This is a genomic window from Streptomyces sp. NPDC050704, assembly GCF_040654355.1.
In the GTDB taxonomy this organism is placed as follows: domain Bacteria; phylum Actinomycetota; class Actinomycetes; order Streptomycetales; family Streptomycetaceae; genus Streptomyces.
In genome coordinates this window covers 22,494-36,652 of the sequence record NZ_JBFAHW010000105.1, presented here as the reverse complement: position 1 = coordinate 36,652, position 14,159 = coordinate 22,494, and the positions used below count along the sequence as shown (strand labels likewise).

Annotated in this window: 14 protein-coding genes; 6 read left to right on the top strand and 8 right to left on the bottom strand. The window is 71.3% G+C overall.

Annotation, left to right across the window (positions count from 1 at the left end; all coding sequences use genetic code 11):
* Positions 1-21: 21 nt before the first annotated feature.
* From AB0I18_RS40305 to AB0I18_RS40285, 5 genes are all read right to left on the bottom strand, one after another.
* Positions 22-261: a DUF6213 family protein gene (locus AB0I18_RS40305; RefSeq protein ID WP_363110712.1), complete on the bottom strand. Its 240-nt coding sequence runs from the start codon at positions 259-261 to the stop codon at positions 22-24.
* A 25-nt stretch (positions 262-286) separates the two neighbouring features.
* Entirely contained in the window at positions 287-1,672 is a 1,386-nt protein-coding gene (locus AB0I18_RS40300) for an NADP-dependent succinic semialdehyde dehydrogenase (protein ID WP_363110711.1), read from the bottom strand.
* A 170-nt stretch (positions 1,673-1,842) separates the two neighbouring features.
* Entirely contained in the window at positions 1,843-2,316 is a 474-nt protein-coding gene (locus AB0I18_RS40295) for an NUDIX domain-containing protein (protein ID WP_363110710.1), read from the bottom strand.
* The gene (locus AB0I18_RS40290; protein WP_363110709.1) at positions 2,313-3,860 is read right to left on the bottom strand and encodes an ATP-dependent DNA ligase; all 1,548 of its coding nucleotides are present in this window, start codon (positions 3,858-3,860) and stop codon (positions 2,313-2,315) included. Before AB0I18_RS40290 ends, AB0I18_RS40295 begins: the two co-directional genes overlap by 4 nt.
* Before the next feature lie 178 nt (positions 3,861-4,038).
* Positions 4,039-5,001, bottom strand: coding sequence for an NAD(P)/FAD-dependent oxidoreductase (locus tag AB0I18_RS40285; RefSeq protein ID WP_363110708.1), 963 nt, complete (start codon positions 4,999-5,001; stop codon positions 4,039-4,041).
* Positions 5,002-5,078: 77 nt separating this feature from the next.
* Between AB0I18_RS40285 and AB0I18_RS40280 the strand changes: the two genes are divergently transcribed.
* The 6 genes from AB0I18_RS40280 (at position 5,079) to AB0I18_RS40255 (ending at position 10,460) form a co-directional block, all read left to right on the top strand.
* Positions 5,079-5,699 (top strand): XRE family transcriptional regulator, encoded by a 621-nt coding sequence (locus tag AB0I18_RS40280; protein WP_363110707.1) that lies wholly within the window; start codon positions 5,079-5,081, stop codon positions 5,697-5,699.
* 95 nt (positions 5,700-5,794) lie between these two features.
* Entirely contained in the window at positions 5,795-6,814 is a 1,020-nt protein-coding gene (locus tag AB0I18_RS40275) for an NADPH:quinone oxidoreductase family protein (RefSeq protein WP_363110706.1), read from the top strand.
* Positions 6,811-7,992: an acyl-CoA dehydrogenase family protein gene (locus AB0I18_RS40270; RefSeq protein ID WP_363110705.1), complete on the top strand. Its 1,182-nt coding sequence runs from the start codon at positions 6,811-6,813 to the stop codon at positions 7,990-7,992. Before AB0I18_RS40275 ends, AB0I18_RS40270 begins: the two co-directional genes overlap by 4 nt.
* Complete coding sequence (locus AB0I18_RS40265) at positions 7,989-9,080, top strand: acyl-CoA dehydrogenase family protein (RefSeq protein WP_363110704.1); 1,092 nt, start codon at positions 7,989-7,991, stop codon at positions 9,078-9,080. Before AB0I18_RS40270 ends, AB0I18_RS40265 begins: the two co-directional genes overlap by 4 nt.
* A 195-nt stretch (positions 9,081-9,275) precedes the next feature.
* Entirely contained in the window at positions 9,276-10,142 is an 867-nt protein-coding gene (locus AB0I18_RS40260; protein ID WP_363110703.1) for a phosphatidylinositol-specific phospholipase C/glycerophosphodiester phosphodiesterase family protein, read from the top strand.
* 123 nt (positions 10,143-10,265) lie between these two features.
* Entirely contained in the window at positions 10,266-10,460 is a 195-nt protein-coding gene (locus tag AB0I18_RS40255) for a hypothetical protein (protein WP_363110702.1), read from the top strand.
* Positions 10,461-10,475: 15 nt separating this feature from the next.
* Here AB0I18_RS40255 and AB0I18_RS40250 read toward each other — a convergent pair whose 3' ends face one another.
* The 3 genes from AB0I18_RS40250 to AB0I18_RS40240 all read right to left on the bottom strand — a co-directional run bounded on the left by AB0I18_RS40250 (position 10,476) and on the right by AB0I18_RS40240 (position 14,021).
* Positions 10,476-11,729 carry a phosphodiester glycosidase family protein gene (locus AB0I18_RS40250; protein ID WP_363110701.1) on the bottom strand — a complete coding sequence of 418 codons (1,254 nt, stop codon included), beginning with the start codon at positions 11,727-11,729 and terminating at the stop codon, positions 10,476-10,478.
* Between the two features lie 82 nt (positions 11,730-11,811).
* The gene (locus tag AB0I18_RS40245) at positions 11,812-12,171 is read right to left on the bottom strand and encodes a DUF779 domain-containing protein (RefSeq protein WP_363110700.1); all 360 of its coding nucleotides are present in this window, start codon (positions 12,169-12,171) and stop codon (positions 11,812-11,814) included.
* A 35-nt stretch (positions 12,172-12,206) separates the two neighbouring features.
* On the bottom strand, positions 12,207-14,021 hold the full coding sequence (locus AB0I18_RS40240) for a pentapeptide repeat-containing protein (RefSeq protein WP_363110699.1): 1,815 nt from the start codon (positions 14,019-14,021) through the stop codon (positions 12,207-12,209).
* Positions 14,022-14,159 lie beyond the last annotated feature (138 nt).

Sequence of the window (14,159 nt, the reverse complement as noted above, 5' to 3'; positions counted from 1 at the left end):
GCCGGCAGGTCTGACGTACGGTCAGTCGGCTGTCGGCCCGCTGCTGTGCGCGATGCAGGCGACGTCGATGCGGTCGGCGAGCTTGGCGAGCTCGATGGTGAGGGTGGCCACGGTGTCCTCGTCGAGGCCGTCCTGACCGGCCTCCACCAGATGCAGCCACCGGCCGCCCACCGTGCGCAGCAGCTTGCTGACGTCGGCGGCCGCCACCTGCAACGTGCCGCGGTCGTCGACGATCAGAGGGAGAGTCACTTCGCGGTTCACAAAGGGGATCGTAGCCGCGGAACACTCACGCCCCGTGCCACACAGTGGTGATGTTGCAGAACTCGCGGATTCCGTGTCCCGACAGCTCACGCCCGTAGCCGGACCGCTTGACCCCGCCGAACGGGAACGCCGGGTGGGAGGCCGTCATCCCGTTGACGTAGACCCCGCCGGCCTCCAGATCGCGTACGAAGCGGTCGACCTCGGCCTCGTCGCGGGTCCAGACATTGGAACTCAGTCCGAACGGCGTGTCGTTGGCGATGGCCACCGCCTCGTCGAGGTCGGCGGCCCGGTACAGCGTGGCGACGGGACCGAAGGCCTCCTCGTGGTGGATACGCATCTCGGGCGTGATGTCGGCGAGGACGGTCGGCGCGTAGTACCAGCCGGGTCCTTCGGGGCGTTCGCCGCCGCACAGGACCGTCGCGCCGCTCTCGACCGCGTCGTCGACCAGCTCCTCCAGGTCGCTGCGCCCCTGCTCGCTGGAGAGCGGCCCGACCTCGGTCTCCTCGTCCATGGGGTCGCCCACGGTGAGCGCCTTCATGCCCGCCGTGAAGCGCTCGGCGAAGGCGTCGAACACGTCCGTGTGCACGATGAACCGCTTGGCGGCGATGCACGACTGCCCGGTGTTCTGCACCCGGGCGGTCACCGCGGTCTTCGCCGCCCGGTCGATGTCGGCCGACGGCATGACGACGTACGGGTCGCTGCCGCCCAGCTCCAGGACCGTCTTCTTCACCTCGTCCCCGGCGACCGAGGCGACCGCGCGGCCCGCCGGTTCGCTGCCGGTCAGCGTGGCCGCCCTGATCCGCGGGTCGCGCAGGATGCCCTCGACCTCGCCGGAGCCGATGAGCAGCGTCTGGAAGCAGCCTTCCGGGTAGCCCGCCCGGCGGAACAGGTCCTCCAGGTACAGGGCGGTCCCCGGCACGTTCGAGGCGTGCTTGAGCAGACCCACGTTGCCCGCCATCAGCGCGGGCGCGGCGAACCGGACCACCTGCCAGAGCGGGAAGTTCCAGGGCATCACGGCGAGGACCGGGCCGAGCGGCCGGTAGCGCACGAGGACCCGGGAGGCGCCGGAGTCCTTCGCCTCGGACTCCAGGGGCTCCTCGTCGGCGAGCAGTTCCTCGGCGTGGTCGGCGTACCAGCGCATCGCCTTCGCGCACTTCGCGGCCTCCGCGCGGGACTGCTTGACCGGCTTGCCCATCTCGGTGGTCATCAGGCGGGCGATGTCCTGCTGGTCTGCTTCCAGCAGGTCGGCGGCGCGGTGCAGCAGCCGGGCACGGTCGGCGAACGATGTCGTGCGATGGGTACGGAACGCGGACTCGGCGGTCGCGAGCCGGTGCTCGATCTCCTCGGCGCCCAGAGCGTCGTAGGTCTTGAGCGTCTCGCCGTTCGCCGGATTCACCGTCGCGATGGGCATTGGCTGGCTCCTCTTTTTTAGGGTTCGGTTCGCCTCCGGGGCGCAAAGCCGGTGTCGAGGGGCCGACCGTGCTCGACCCTCCTTCGTCGGGCCTCCGCGCTCCCCCACTCTCGGCTCCGCTCGAGCGGGGGGACCCCCATGGCCTCTCGACACCGGCGCGCCCCTTCGGCTCACTCACCGCCCGAGTGCTCCACAAGCCGGTCGAGAAACTCCGCCTGCGCCTTTACGATCACTGTCCTCGCCCGGTCCAGGCCCAGCCACTCCACGCGGTCCAGTTCGGGGAACTCCTGGAGGCGGCCCGAACGCGGCGGCCACTCCATCGTGAAGGTCCCGGGGACCACGGTTGCCACGTCGAGGTCCGCCTCGATCGCCCAGACCGTGACGATCTTGCGGTTCGACTGTGCGATCTCGCCGAGGGGGATGGCCTCGCCGTCCGGCGGCGCCAGGCCCAGCTCCTCCTGGAACTCGCGGCGGGCCGCGTCCCAGGCCGGTTCGTCGGGCCCGTACTCGCCCTTCGGGACGCTCCACGCCCCGGCGTCGCGCCGTGCGAAGAACGGGCCGCCCATGTGGCCGAGCAGCACCTCGACGCCGGTGTCGGTGTGTCGGTAGAGCAGCAGGCCCGCGCTGCGTTTCGCGGTGCTCACGGGGTGACCTCCGGGTGGGCGGCGAGCAGGGTCTCCACGGTGTCGGCCTCCGCCGGGGTCTTGTCCTCGCGGTAGCGCACGACGCGGGCGAAGCGGAGGGTGACGCCCGCCGGATAGCGCGTGGACCGCTGCAGGCCGTCGTACGCGATCTCGACGACGAGCTCGGGACGGACGGTCACCACATGGCCGCTGTCCTCGACGGCGAGTTCCTGGAGCCGCTCGGTCTGCCAGGCCAGCATCGCGTCCGTCATGCCCTTGAACGTCTTGCCCAGCATGGCGAAGGAGCCGTCCGGATTGCGCGCGCCCAGATGCAGGTTGGACAGCTTGCCGGTGCGCCGCCCGTGGCCCCACTCGGCCGCCAGTACGACGAGGTCCAGCGTGTGTACGGGTTTGACCTTCAGCCAGGAGGCGCCGCGCCGGCCCGCGCTGTAGGGGGCGTCGAGGCCTTTCAGTACGACGCCCTCGTGGCCGCGCCCCAGCGTGTCCGTGAGGAACCGCCCGGCCGCGGCGCGTGCCTCCTCGTCCGCGGCGTCGGCCACGAGCGTGCGCCGTACGCGCATCGGCTCGGGCACCAGCCGGGCCAGTTCCGCGTGGCGGTCGGCGAACGGCAGGTCGAGCAGGTCGTGGCCGTCCACGGACAGCGCGTCGAAGAAGACGGGGGAGACGGGGACGGCCGCGGCCGCCGTGGCGACGTCCACGCGGGAGCCCACGCGGCCGGCGATGTCCTGGAAGGAGCGCGGCCGCCCGCCCTCGTCGAACGCGATGACCTCGCCGTCCAGGATGAACCGCTCGCCCTTCAACTCCCTCGCGGCAGCGGTGAGTTCCGGCAGCCGGTCGGAGATGTCGTCCAGCGTGCGGGTGTAGAGGCGTACTTCGTCGCCGTCGCGGTGGACCTGGACGCGGATGCCGTCCAGCTTCTCCTCGACCGCGCAGGCGCCGAGCTTGTCGATGGCCTCGGCGACGGACGAGGCGGCGTGCGCCAGCATCGGCAGGACCGGGCGGCCGACGGTGAGCCGGAACTCGTCGAGGGCGGCCGGTCCGTCGGCCAGTAGCCGCTCGGCCACGGTCTGGAGTTCGCCGGCGAGCATGACCGCCCGTCGTACGTCGGCCGAGGGCGCCCCCGTCGCCTGGGCGAGCCCCTCGACGGCGACCGCGTCGAGCGCCCCCTGCCGTACCTCACCGCTCAGCAGCCCGAGCAGGAACCGCTGCTCGTCCTCGGTGGCCGCCGCCATCAACTCGCCGACCAGCCGCATCCGTTCGGCCTGCGAGCCGCTGCCGGACACGCCGCCCAGCTCGGTGAGCCGGGCGTCCACGTCCAGCACGGTGAGCGTGGGCTCCGCGGCCGGGGCCACGGGGCGGCTCAGCACCTTCCAGCCGACACCGAGCCGGCCCTGCGGCAGGCGTCCCGCCAGATACGGGATGACGATCGGGGCCTCCTGCGCCGCCGCGTCCCGGAACAGCTCGGCCAGTAGGCCGATCTTCCGGGATCGTGCCGACGTGGCGGCGACCTCCAGGGATACGCGGGCGAGTCGGGCGAACAGCATGCAGCCATGGTGCATCGCGCTGCCGCTGGGCGCGCGGGGTACGACGCGGGGTTGTGGGAGGGCTTGTGCGGCTGGCCTGCGGCCTGCGCCTGGGTAGGGGGATCGTGGTTCGCTGCGGGTCGGATGTGGCTGGTCGCGCCCCGCGGCGGAGCCGCACAACGGCACAGCCCCGCGCCCCTTACGGGGCTGCTGCCGTCTCTATGTCGGTGAAGATCAGGTCGCCGTTGATTGCGACGGCCGCTCGGTAGCCGGCGGCTGCCGCGTTCACGACCTGTTCTGTGAAGCTGGTGGCGTTGCCGGCGGACCAGACGCCGGGGACGGTCGTGCGGCCCGTCTCGTCGACCGTCGCGTACACGCCGAACGGGGTTTCCTCCAGGTCGGCGCCGAGGCGCGCCAGGAGTTCCGTGCGGGGGACGAAACGGGGGGCGACGAAGACGACGGAGCGGTCGTGGGTCGAGCCGTCCGCGAGGCGGACTCCGGTGAGGTGGTCGTCCTCGACGGCGAGGGCGGCGACCTCGCCGGGGACGACCTTCACTCCGGCCGCGGCGAGCTTGCGCAGGTCCTCGTCGGAGAGCTCGTTCTCGTCGATCGTGTGCAGGAACAGGGTGACGTCCTTCGACCACTGCGTGAGCATGAGTGCCTGGTGGACGCTCATGACGGTGGTGGCGAGGACGCCGAAGGCCTGGTCGCGGACCTCCCAGCCGTGGCAGTACGGACAGTGCAGCACATCCCGGCCGAACCGTTCGGCGATCCCCGGCACGGGAGGCAGTTCGTCCACCAGGCCGGTCGCGACGACCAGCCGGCGTCCGTGCACGGTCCGCCCGCCCGCGAGGATCACGTCGAACCCGTCGGCGTCGTCCCGGACGACGTCCACCGCCCGGTCCCGGACCAGCTCCACCCCGTACGCCTCGATCTCCCGCCGCCCCTCGGCGAGGAACTCGGCCGGGGGCATCCCGTCCCGTGACAGATAGCCCTGCATGTGCGCGGCGGGCGCGTTGCGCGGCTCGCCCGCGTCGACGACGAGGACCCGGCGTCGCGCCCGGCCCAGGACGAGCGCGGCGGAGAGCCCGGCCGCCCCGCCTCCGATGACGACCACTTCGAACCGGTCGGCCCTGTCGGTGTTCTCGTACTTCTGGGTCATGGTGACCACCTCCACCTAGAAGGTCGCCCCATTGCTGCCGTATTGACAAATGTCTTTGCCGAAACTGCAATGTGAGTATGAGTGAGCGCGAAGAGACCGGCACCGAGGCCGAAACGGGGACCGACAGCGACACCGACGAGGTCCTCGCGGAAGTCGGGCCGCGGCTGCGTCGGATCCGAAAGGAGCGGGGTGCCACGCTCGCGGGCCTGTCCGCCGTCACCGGAATCTCCGTGAGCACCCTCTCCCGCCTGGAGTCCGGCCTGCGCAAGCCCAGTCTGGAGCTGCTGCTGCCGATCGCCCGCGCCCACCAGGTCCCCCTCGACGAGTTGGTCGGAGCCCCGCCGGTGGGCGATCCGCGGATCAGGTCCAAGCCTGTCGTCCGCCACGGCCGTACCCACTGGCCGCTCACCCGTCAGCCCGGCGGCCTGCAGGCCTTCAAGGTGCTCGAACCGGCCCGCAAGCTCGAACCGGAACCGCGGACGCACGAGGGCTACGAGTGGCTGTACGTGCTATCCGGGCGGCTGCGTCTGGTGCTCGGCGAGCACGACGTCGTGCTCGGCCCGGGAGAGGCCGCCGAGTTCGACACGCGGGTACCTCACTGGTTCGGGTCGGCGGGGGACGGGCCGGTCGAATTCCTCAGCCTCTTCGGGCCGCAGGGGGAGCGGATGCACGTACGGGCGAGGCCGGCCCGTTCGTGACGGACGCGACGGACCCGACTGTTCCCTGATCGGCAAGCGACCGCTTAGTATGCGGTGGAGCCCGCTCAGACGACACAGTCCCGTGGAGGCCCCGCATGCAGGCATGGCAAGTGCACCAGACCGGTGAGCCGGGTGAGGTGATGCTGCTCGGGGACGTGGAGCGGCCGGTGCCCGGCGAGGGGCAGGTCCTGCTCAAGGTGCGCGCCGCGAACGTCAACTTCCCGGACGCTCTGATGTGCCGCGGGCAGTACCAGGTCAGGCCGCCGCTGCCGTTCACGCCGGGCGTGGAGATCTGCGGCGAGACCGAGGACGGACGGCGGGTCATGGCCAACCCCGTGCTGCCCTACGGGGGCTTCGCCGAGTACGCCGTCGCGGACGCCGCGGCCGTGCTGCCCGCGCCCGAGTCGCTGGACGACGCCGAGGCCGCGGCCCTGCACATCGGCTACCAGACGGGCTGGTTCGCCCTGCACCGCCGCGCCCGCCTGGAAGCGGGCGAGACGCTGCTCGTGCACGCGGCCGCCGGCGGCGTCGGCTCCGCCGCCGTCCAGCTCGGCAAGGCGGCGGGCGCCAAGGTCATCGGCGTCGTGGGCGGCGCCGACAAGGCGGCCGTCGCCCGCGAACTGGGCTGCGACGTCGTCGTCGACCGGCGTGCCGTGGACGTCATCGCCGCTGTGAAGGAGGCCACCGGAGGCCGGGGCGCCGACGTCGTCTACGACCCGGTGGGCGGCGAGGCCTACACACAGTCCACCAAGGTCGTCGCCTTCGAGGGCCGCATCGTCGTCGTGGGCTTCGCGAGCGGCAGCATCCCCAGCCCGGGTCTCAACCACGCGCTGGTGAAGAACTACTCGATCATGGGCCTGCACTGGGGCCTGTACAACACCAAGGACCCGAAGCTGGTCCTGCACTGCCACGAGCAGCTGACCGAGCTGGCCGCCAGGGGTGCCGTCAAGCCGCTCGTCAGCGAGCGCGTGCCGCTGAGCGGTGCGGCCGCCGCCGTCCAGCGGGTTGCCGACGGGGTCACCACCGGCCGCGTCACCGTGCTGCCCTCCGCAGCGGCTTCAGGGACTTCGCCTTCAGGGACATCAGAGGCTCGTGAGAACGGAGCGGTCGCATGACCGATGTCGCCGAACTGCGCCGCCGCACCAAGGAGTTGCTGGCCGCGCATCCTCCCGCCACGACCGACCGCCTGGACTTCCTCAAGGCTCGGTTCGATGCCGGACTCGCCTGGGTGCACTATCCGGAGGGCCTCGGCGGACTCGGCGCCCCGCGCTCCCTCCAGGCCGTCGTGGACGCCGAGTTGGAGGGAGCGGGCGCGCCGGACAACGACCCGCGGCGTATCGGTATCGGCCTCGGCATGGCCGCGCCGACGATCCTCGGCTTCGGCACGGAGGAGCAGAAGCGCCGCTTCCTCAGGCCTCTTTGGGTGGGCGAGGAGGTCTGGTGCCAGCTGTTCAGCGAGCCGGGCGCCGGCTCCGACCTGGCTGCCCTCGGCACGCGGGCCGTGCGGGAGGGCGACAGCTGGGTGGTCAACGGCCAGAAGGTGTGGACGTCCAGCGCCCACCTGGCCCGCTGGGCGATCCTCATCGCCCGCACCGACCCGGAGGTGCCCAAGCACCGCGGCATCACCTATTTCGTCTGCGACATGACCGACCCGGGTGTCGAGGTGCGGCCGCTGCGCCAGATCACCGGTGAGGCCGAGTTCAACGAGGTGTTCCTCACCGACGTCCGCATCCCCGACGCGAACCGCCTCGGTGAGATCGGCGACGGCTGGCGGGTCGCCCAGACCACGCTCATGAACGAGCGCGTCTCCATCGGCGGCATGCGCATCCCGCGCGAGGGCGGCATGATCGGCCCGGTCGCGAAGACCTGGCGCGAGCGCCCCGAACTGCGCACCCACGACCTGCACCAGCGGCTGCTGAAGCTGTGGGTCGAGGCCGAGGTCGCCCGGCTCACCGGCGAACGCCTGCGCCAGCAGCTCGTCGCGGGCCAGCCCGGCTACGAAGGCTCCGGCCTGAAGCTCTCGTTCGCCCGCCTCAACCAGGAGATCAGCGGTCTGGAGGTCGAACTCCTTGGCGAGGAAGGCCTGTTGTACGAGGACTGGACGATGCGTCGTCCCGAACTCGTCGACTTCACCGGCCGCGACGCCGGCTACCGCTACCTCCGCTCCAAGGGCAACAGCATCGAGGGCGGGACCAGCGAGGTCCTGCTGAACATCGTCGCCGAACGCGTGCTGGGCCTGCCCATTGAGCCGCGCACCGACAAGGACGTCGCCTGGAAGGACCTCGCGCGATGACTGACCTGCTGTATTCGGAGGAGGAAGAGGCGCTACGGGCAGCCGTCCGCGACCTCCTGACCGACCACTGCGACCCGGCAGGCGTCATCGCCCGTACGGAGTCGGACGCGCCGCACGACCCCGAGCTGTGGAAGGCCCTCAGCGACGGCATGGGCCTCGCGGGCCTGCTCGTCCCGGAGTCGCTGGGCGGCCAGGGCGCCACGCACCGCGAAGTCGCCGTCGTCCTGGAGGAGTTGGGCCGCGCTGTCGCGCCCGCGCCCTATCTGACGAGTGCCGTCGTCGCCACCGAGGCACTGCTGGCGTGCGAGGGCGACGAGGCCGCCGAGCTGCTCTCCGCACTGGCGTCCGGCCGCACCATCGGCACCCTCGCCGTGGCGCTGTCCACCGGCCCCGGGGCGCACTTCAGGTCCGTACGGCATGAAGAGGGCGCTCTGTACGGGGAGTTGACGGGCATCGCGGACGCGGTGGCCGCGAACGTGCTGCTCGTCCCGGCGGCGGACGGCGGCCTGTACGCCGTGGAAGCCGACGCCCACGCCGTCACGGTCACCCCGCAGGTCTCCCTCGACCCGACCCGGCCGGTCGCCACGCTCACCTTCGACGGGGCGCGGGCCCGCCGGCTGGGCACCGCCGAACCCGCCGTACGGCGTGCGCTGCGCGCCGGAGCAGGACTGCTCGCCTCCGAGCAACTCGGCCTCGCCGACTGGTGCCTGACCGAGACCGTCCGCTACCTGAAGGAGCGCAAGCAGTTCAACCGCCCGGTCGGCGGTTTCCAGGCCCTCAAGCACCGGCTCGCGCAGGTGTGGCTGGAGGTCGTCAACGCGCGTGCCGCCGCGCGCAACGCGGCCGACGCGCTGGCCACCGGGAGCGCGGACACGGACCTGGCGGTCGCCGTCGCCCAGGCGTACGCGGCATCCGTCGCGGTGCACGCCGCCGAGGAGGCGGTGCAGTTGCACGGCGGCCTCGGCATGACCTGGGAGCACCCCGTGCACCTGTACCTGAAGCGGGCCAAGGCCGACTCGATCGCGTACGGCACGGCCGGTGGCCATCGCGAGGCACTGGCCGAACTGGTCGACCTCCAAGCACCCTGACGCACACCTGCGTACAACTGCTCACGGCTGTGAGAAGCCCGTCCCACCTGGGGCGGGCTTTTCGGTGTGCATCGCACGGTTGAAATGAACACGCATCGGCGGTTCGGCCAACTCCCCGCACGGCTCTGCTCCTTGGCCCCGCTCGCACCGCATACTCGCTGAGGTTCCCGTACGGCACTCTCAGGGAGGCAGCGCATGGCCCTCACCACTCGCCGCAGAGCCCTCACCATCCTCGGCGGCGCTCTCGCGGGTTCGGTCGCCGTGCCCGCGCACGCGCAGGCGACCGAGCGGAAGCACGGACCGCGCCCGCTGTGGCGCGCCCACGCGCACAACGACTATCTGCACCCCCGGCCCCTCTTCGACGCCCTCGACCACCGCTTCGGCAGCCTTGAGGCGGACATCTTCCTGGTCGGCGGCCAGCTCCTCGTCGCCCACGACCCCGTCGACCTCGATCCCGCCCGCACCCTCGAATCCCTCTACCTCGACCCCCTCGCCGCCCGGGTGAAGGCCAACCGCGGCTCGGTGTACCGGGGTCACCGCAGGCCGGTCCAGCTGCTCATCGACATCAAGACCGAGGGCTCGTCGACGTACCTCGAACTCGACCGCAGGCTGCGCCGCTACCGGCACCTGTTCACGACGTACGCCCATGGCCGGGTCCTCCCCGGCCCGGTCACGGCGGTGATCTCCGGCGACCGCGCCGCCCGGGTGCCCATGGAGGCCCAGACCGTGCGGCGCGCCTTCTACGACGGCCGCCTCCTCGACCTCCTGGCTCCTGTCCCGGCCCCTGCCTCCTTCATCCCGCTGATCAGCGACAACTGGACGCTCAACTTCACCTGGCAGGGCGTCGGAACGTTCCCCGAGGCCGAGCGGCAGAAGCTGCGGAGCATCGTGACGGCAGCCCACTCCCGCGGGCAGAAGGTGCGCTTCTGGGCCACCCCCGACCTGGCCGGGCCCGCTCGCGACGCGCTCTGGGCCGAACTCCTCGCCGCCGACGTCGACTACCTCAACACCGACGACCTGGCAGGGCTCGAAGCCTTCCTGGACGCCCACGAGCGGGCATAGCCCAGCGCTTTCACGCGCAGTCAACACACGTTCGGCGGACACGTCAGCCGCCCGGACGAACCCCCCGCTACGCCACACTTGCGGCCGAAAGCTGCGGTGTGGACGTGGCGGAGGAGGTTGACGATGGCGATTTCCATCTCAGTTGTGCTGCTGCTCGTGATCCTGGCGGTGGTCTTCCTGCGCAACGGCGCACTAAAGCTCTCGCACGCCGTGGTCTGCGTGCTGCTCGGCTTCTATCTCGCGAGCACGAGCATGGCGCCGACCATCCACAACGGGATGGCGGCGACGGCCGACATCGTCAGCGGCCTCCGGCCGTGAGCCCGTAACCGCCGGTCAGGGGCGTGAGAACACGCCGATCCCGTTGGGCACCGCCCGCTCGGCGCCGCCGCTGGGATGGTTGCGTACGGTCGCGGCCGTTGTGCCCGGGGCCCGGGCGGCCAGTGTGGTGGAGCCGCCGCCGTCGAGGCTGAACGCGTCGGTGGAGCCCAACTGCCGCATGGTGTCGGCGACTTCCGCGATGGTGAGGCCACTGCGGAACTCGGGCGCCCCGTCCAGCGCGAGCAGCAGCAGCCGTTTCCCGCCGTCCGCGACACCCGCCGCGGTCCGCACCGCCGAGGTCAGCGCGTCGAGGCCGGCGAGCGGCCGGCCCGCCCTGAGGACCGGGTAGCCGCCGACCGCGAACCGGTACGGGATCCCCGAGTGGGCGGCGACCAACCGGTGCCGCACCTTGACCCGTTCGCCCAGGGACAGCTTCCGCAGCTGCTGGGCGCCCGCCTCCCGGCCGACCAGAACGGTGGTGCCGGAAGTGATGGGTCCACTGCCCGGTGTGTCGGCCGATGACACGACCCGGCCGCCCTCCACCGTCACCTCGAAGGTGTCCGTACTGCAGGGCGCGGCCCGGTCGGTGTCCGTGCCGCAGGTGGCCCGCACCCGGGAGGCGCTGCCCCAGTCCGAGGTGAACGCGCCCACGGAGCCGACGGGCAGCGCGTACTGGTTGAGCCCGCCGAGCGGAAACCGCGACCCGGTCGTGCCGACCGAACCGTCGAGGGCCAGGGCGTCGAGGCGGGCCCGGCGGTCGGTGCCCACACCGAGGACGTCCTCGGTGCTCGTGTCGGGCGGCAGGGCGGGACCGAAGCGCTGACCGTCGGGGACCGCCGCCTTGAGGGTGTGTCCCTTGGCGATGGCCGGGCCGACGGACGCGCCGGTCGCCTCGACCCCCGGATGCTGGGTCTCGGTGATGTTGAAGAAGTCGCCGTTGACGCCCGCGACGGCACCCTGCGCGTCGGCCAGCCGCGAGACGGTGGCCCGGGCCGCCACCGCGCCGGGGTACAGCAGATCGACGCTCACCCGGGGGTCGCGGAGATCGACACTGAGCACATGTGCGTGCGCCACACCCCTGGTGGCCGGAATGTCGAACTCGGTGTATTCCACGCCCGGCGCGATCGCACCGAAGCCCGGTGCGATCCCGCTCGCGCCCGGCGCGCCACTGGCCGGTGCCGCGCCCACCAGGGCAGCACCGGCCAGTGTGCTCCAAGCCGCCAGAACCGTCAGTGCGGTTCTCAGTCGTCGTCCGGTGCGACGGGTCACGCTGCCCCCTGCTGTCTCGCTGACTCCTCAAAGTGCCAATGACACAAGGGAGTTCAGCACAGGGGCAGTGTCGCGGCGACGACTACGTGCCGACGAGACGCGAACGAGTCAGGAAACGCACCCCTTCGGGTGCCTCCAGCGAGAAACCGCTGCCTCGACCCTCCACCACGTCGATGATCAGCCGGGTGTGACTCCACACCTCGTGCTGGCTCTTCGACATCCAGAACGTCACCGGTTCGTCGACGCCCTCGACGGCCAGCGAGGCGAGCAGGACGTCGGAGTCACCGGTCCGGAACTCGCCCTCCGGATAGCACATGGGCGCACTGCCGTCGCAGCAGCCACCGGACTGATGGAACATCAGGGGACCGTGTGCGGCCCGCAATCGGCGCAGCAGCTCGGCGGCGGCTGGTGTCAGCTCCACACGTGGGGCGGGTGAGGTCACCGTGCATCACTCCTCATCGCTTCGGGGCATCGGTCTCAGCGTTTGACCCGGCCGCGCGCGGCCAGCACGGCCAGACCCAGCAGGACGGGCTCGCCCAGTCGGCTGCCCATCTCGATCCATAGTCCCTGCTGAGTCAGGTCCTGGCCGCTGCTTCGGAACACCACCGAGTTGACGACCACACGTCCGGCCCGCTCCAGCCGGTCGTTGCTCCAGCGGTGTTTGATCTCCGCGGGGTACGACTTCCTGGTCGTGTCCGGAGACAGCACCAGTTCGCCGCCGCCGGTGGGCAGCTGACCCGTCATGCGTGGGGAGGGCGGTGCCGCGGGCAGCCCCCACAGCATGATCAGCAGGATCGTCACACCCATCGCGCACAACAGGGCGCCCACCGCCCGGGAGGCGCGCAGGCCGTAACCGGACAGCAGCCAGTAAGCGTGCAGCAGCAGCCGCTCCCCGGTGGGGGTCTCCTTGTTGTGGCGGCGCATCTCCATCTCGCCGTAGTAGAAGTCCGCCGCCCCGGGCTCGTTCTTGGTGTCCTCCAGCGCCTTGCGCAGCTGGCGGTAGACGATGGCGACGTCGTCGGCGGTGGGGCTCTGCGCGGGGTCCGGGTGGCCGAGTCCGGTTATCCACCCGTCGGTGTCGGTGGCGGTCCGGCTGCCGCCCGGCAGCGCCCGCCAGTGCTGCTCCTCGACGACCACACGCCGGCGACTCCACCAGCGGACCGGAAACCACGCATCACCACGCCGCAGTCCCGGCGGCGGAGTACCGTACCCGCACCGTCCGGAGAGACCGATCTGGTCGAGGTTGTACGCACCTGAGAACTCGCAGTGCGACAGGTCGACGTCGGTCAGCACGAGGTGCGCGGCGTTGACCCCGGACAGACGCAGCAGCCGTACCGCCACACTGCCCTCCTCACGTGGCATCTCCTGTTCCAGCTGCCGCGGACCGGCGGTGAACGGGGTCGCCTCGTACGAGACCGTGACCGGCTCGACGAGCACCGCGTCCCGCAGGGAGACGGCGGTGTACCGCAGGTGGAAGGCGGCGGTGGACTCGCAGCGCACCCGGTTCATGTCCAGTCTCCCCGCTGCGATACCGATACGGAACGGCACCTTGAACACCGCCCCGCGCAGCCACAACTCGCCGGCGCACACGATCGGTCCTCGCCACTCGCTCTCGAACCGCGTGTCGGCGAACACCGCCCGGCTGCGAAACCTGACTCCGTGGAAGCTCGCCACGCCGGTGAAGCAGGCCTGTGAGAAGTCGGCGCTCAGGTCACTCCGCCGCCGGAACCACGCCTCGGAGAAGTCTGTCCGATCGGAGAACCGCGCGGCCGTGAAACGTCCGGTGCCGTCGAACCGGGTCTCCGAGAACCGGGCGACGGACGCGCACGACACTCCGTCGAAGCACGCGTCCGCCGCGAACCGGGTGGTCACGAACCGTACTTCGCCGTGGAAGCGCGCCTCCCTGAAGAACGCCGTCCCAGCGAAGCACGTCGCGTCGAAGCCCGCGTACCGGTGGAACTCGGCACCGTCGAAACGTGCCTCGCCCTCGAAAGAGGTCCCTTCGAAGTACGCCGGTCCGTCGAACCGGAGACCCTCGCAGCGCACCCCGGCCGGGAAGTGGGCCGTGTCGAACCGTGCCGTCCCGAAGCGGGCCCCCACGGCATCCGTCAGCGAAAGCCACAGCTCCTCCGTGAAGCGCACCCCGCGGAAATCCACCTCCGCTCCCGGCGCCAGCGCCGCAAGCGCCTCGTGCCTCCCGGAAGCGTCGAGATGCAGCAGGCATCGGCCTGTGCCGGGCACGGTGACCGCCGTGCACTCGTTGGTGACGCACTCCGACAGGACTCGGCTCATCGTTCAGCCGTACTGCCCGGTCGGAGGGCTGGCAAGGTCCCTCCGGCAAGTGTTGTGGCCGCCCTCACCTGGGGCTGGTTGATTGATTCACCTTGTGGTTATGTTTCGGTGGCTTCCATCATCCGACCGGAGGATTCC

Coding starts and splice junctions, on each gene's coding strand:
- AB0I18_RS40240 (WP_363110699.1), bottom strand. CDS start 14,021: ATGAGCCGAGTCCTGTCGGAGTGCGTCACCAACGAGTGCACGGCGGTC.
- AB0I18_RS40290 (WP_363110709.1), bottom strand. CDS start 3,860: ATGCTGTTCGCCCGACTCGCCCGCGTATCCCTGGAGGTCGCCGCCACG.
- AB0I18_RS40300 (WP_363110711.1), bottom strand. CDS start 1,672: ATGCCCATCGCGACGGTGAATCCGGCGAACGGCGAGACGCTCAAGACC.
- AB0I18_RS40255 (WP_363110702.1), top strand. CDS start 10,266: ATGGCGATTTCCATCTCAGTTGTGCTGCTGCTCGTGATCCTGGCGGTG.
- AB0I18_RS40275 (WP_363110706.1), top strand. CDS start 5,795: ATGCAGGCATGGCAAGTGCACCAGACCGGTGAGCCGGGTGAGGTGATG.
- AB0I18_RS40285 (WP_363110708.1), bottom strand. CDS start 5,001: ATGACCCAGAAGTACGAGAACACCGACAGGGCCGACCGGTTCGAAGTG.
- AB0I18_RS40265 (WP_363110704.1), top strand. CDS start 7,989: ATGACTGACCTGCTGTATTCGGAGGAGGAAGAGGCGCTACGGGCAGCC.
- AB0I18_RS40270 (WP_363110705.1), top strand. CDS start 6,811: ATGACCGATGTCGCCGAACTGCGCCGCCGCACCAAGGAGTTGCTGGCC.
- AB0I18_RS40280 (WP_363110707.1), top strand. CDS start 5,079: ATGAGTGAGCGCGAAGAGACCGGCACCGAGGCCGAAACGGGGACCGAC.
- AB0I18_RS40260 (WP_363110703.1), top strand. CDS start 9,276: ATGGCCCTCACCACTCGCCGCAGAGCCCTCACCATCCTCGGCGGCGCT.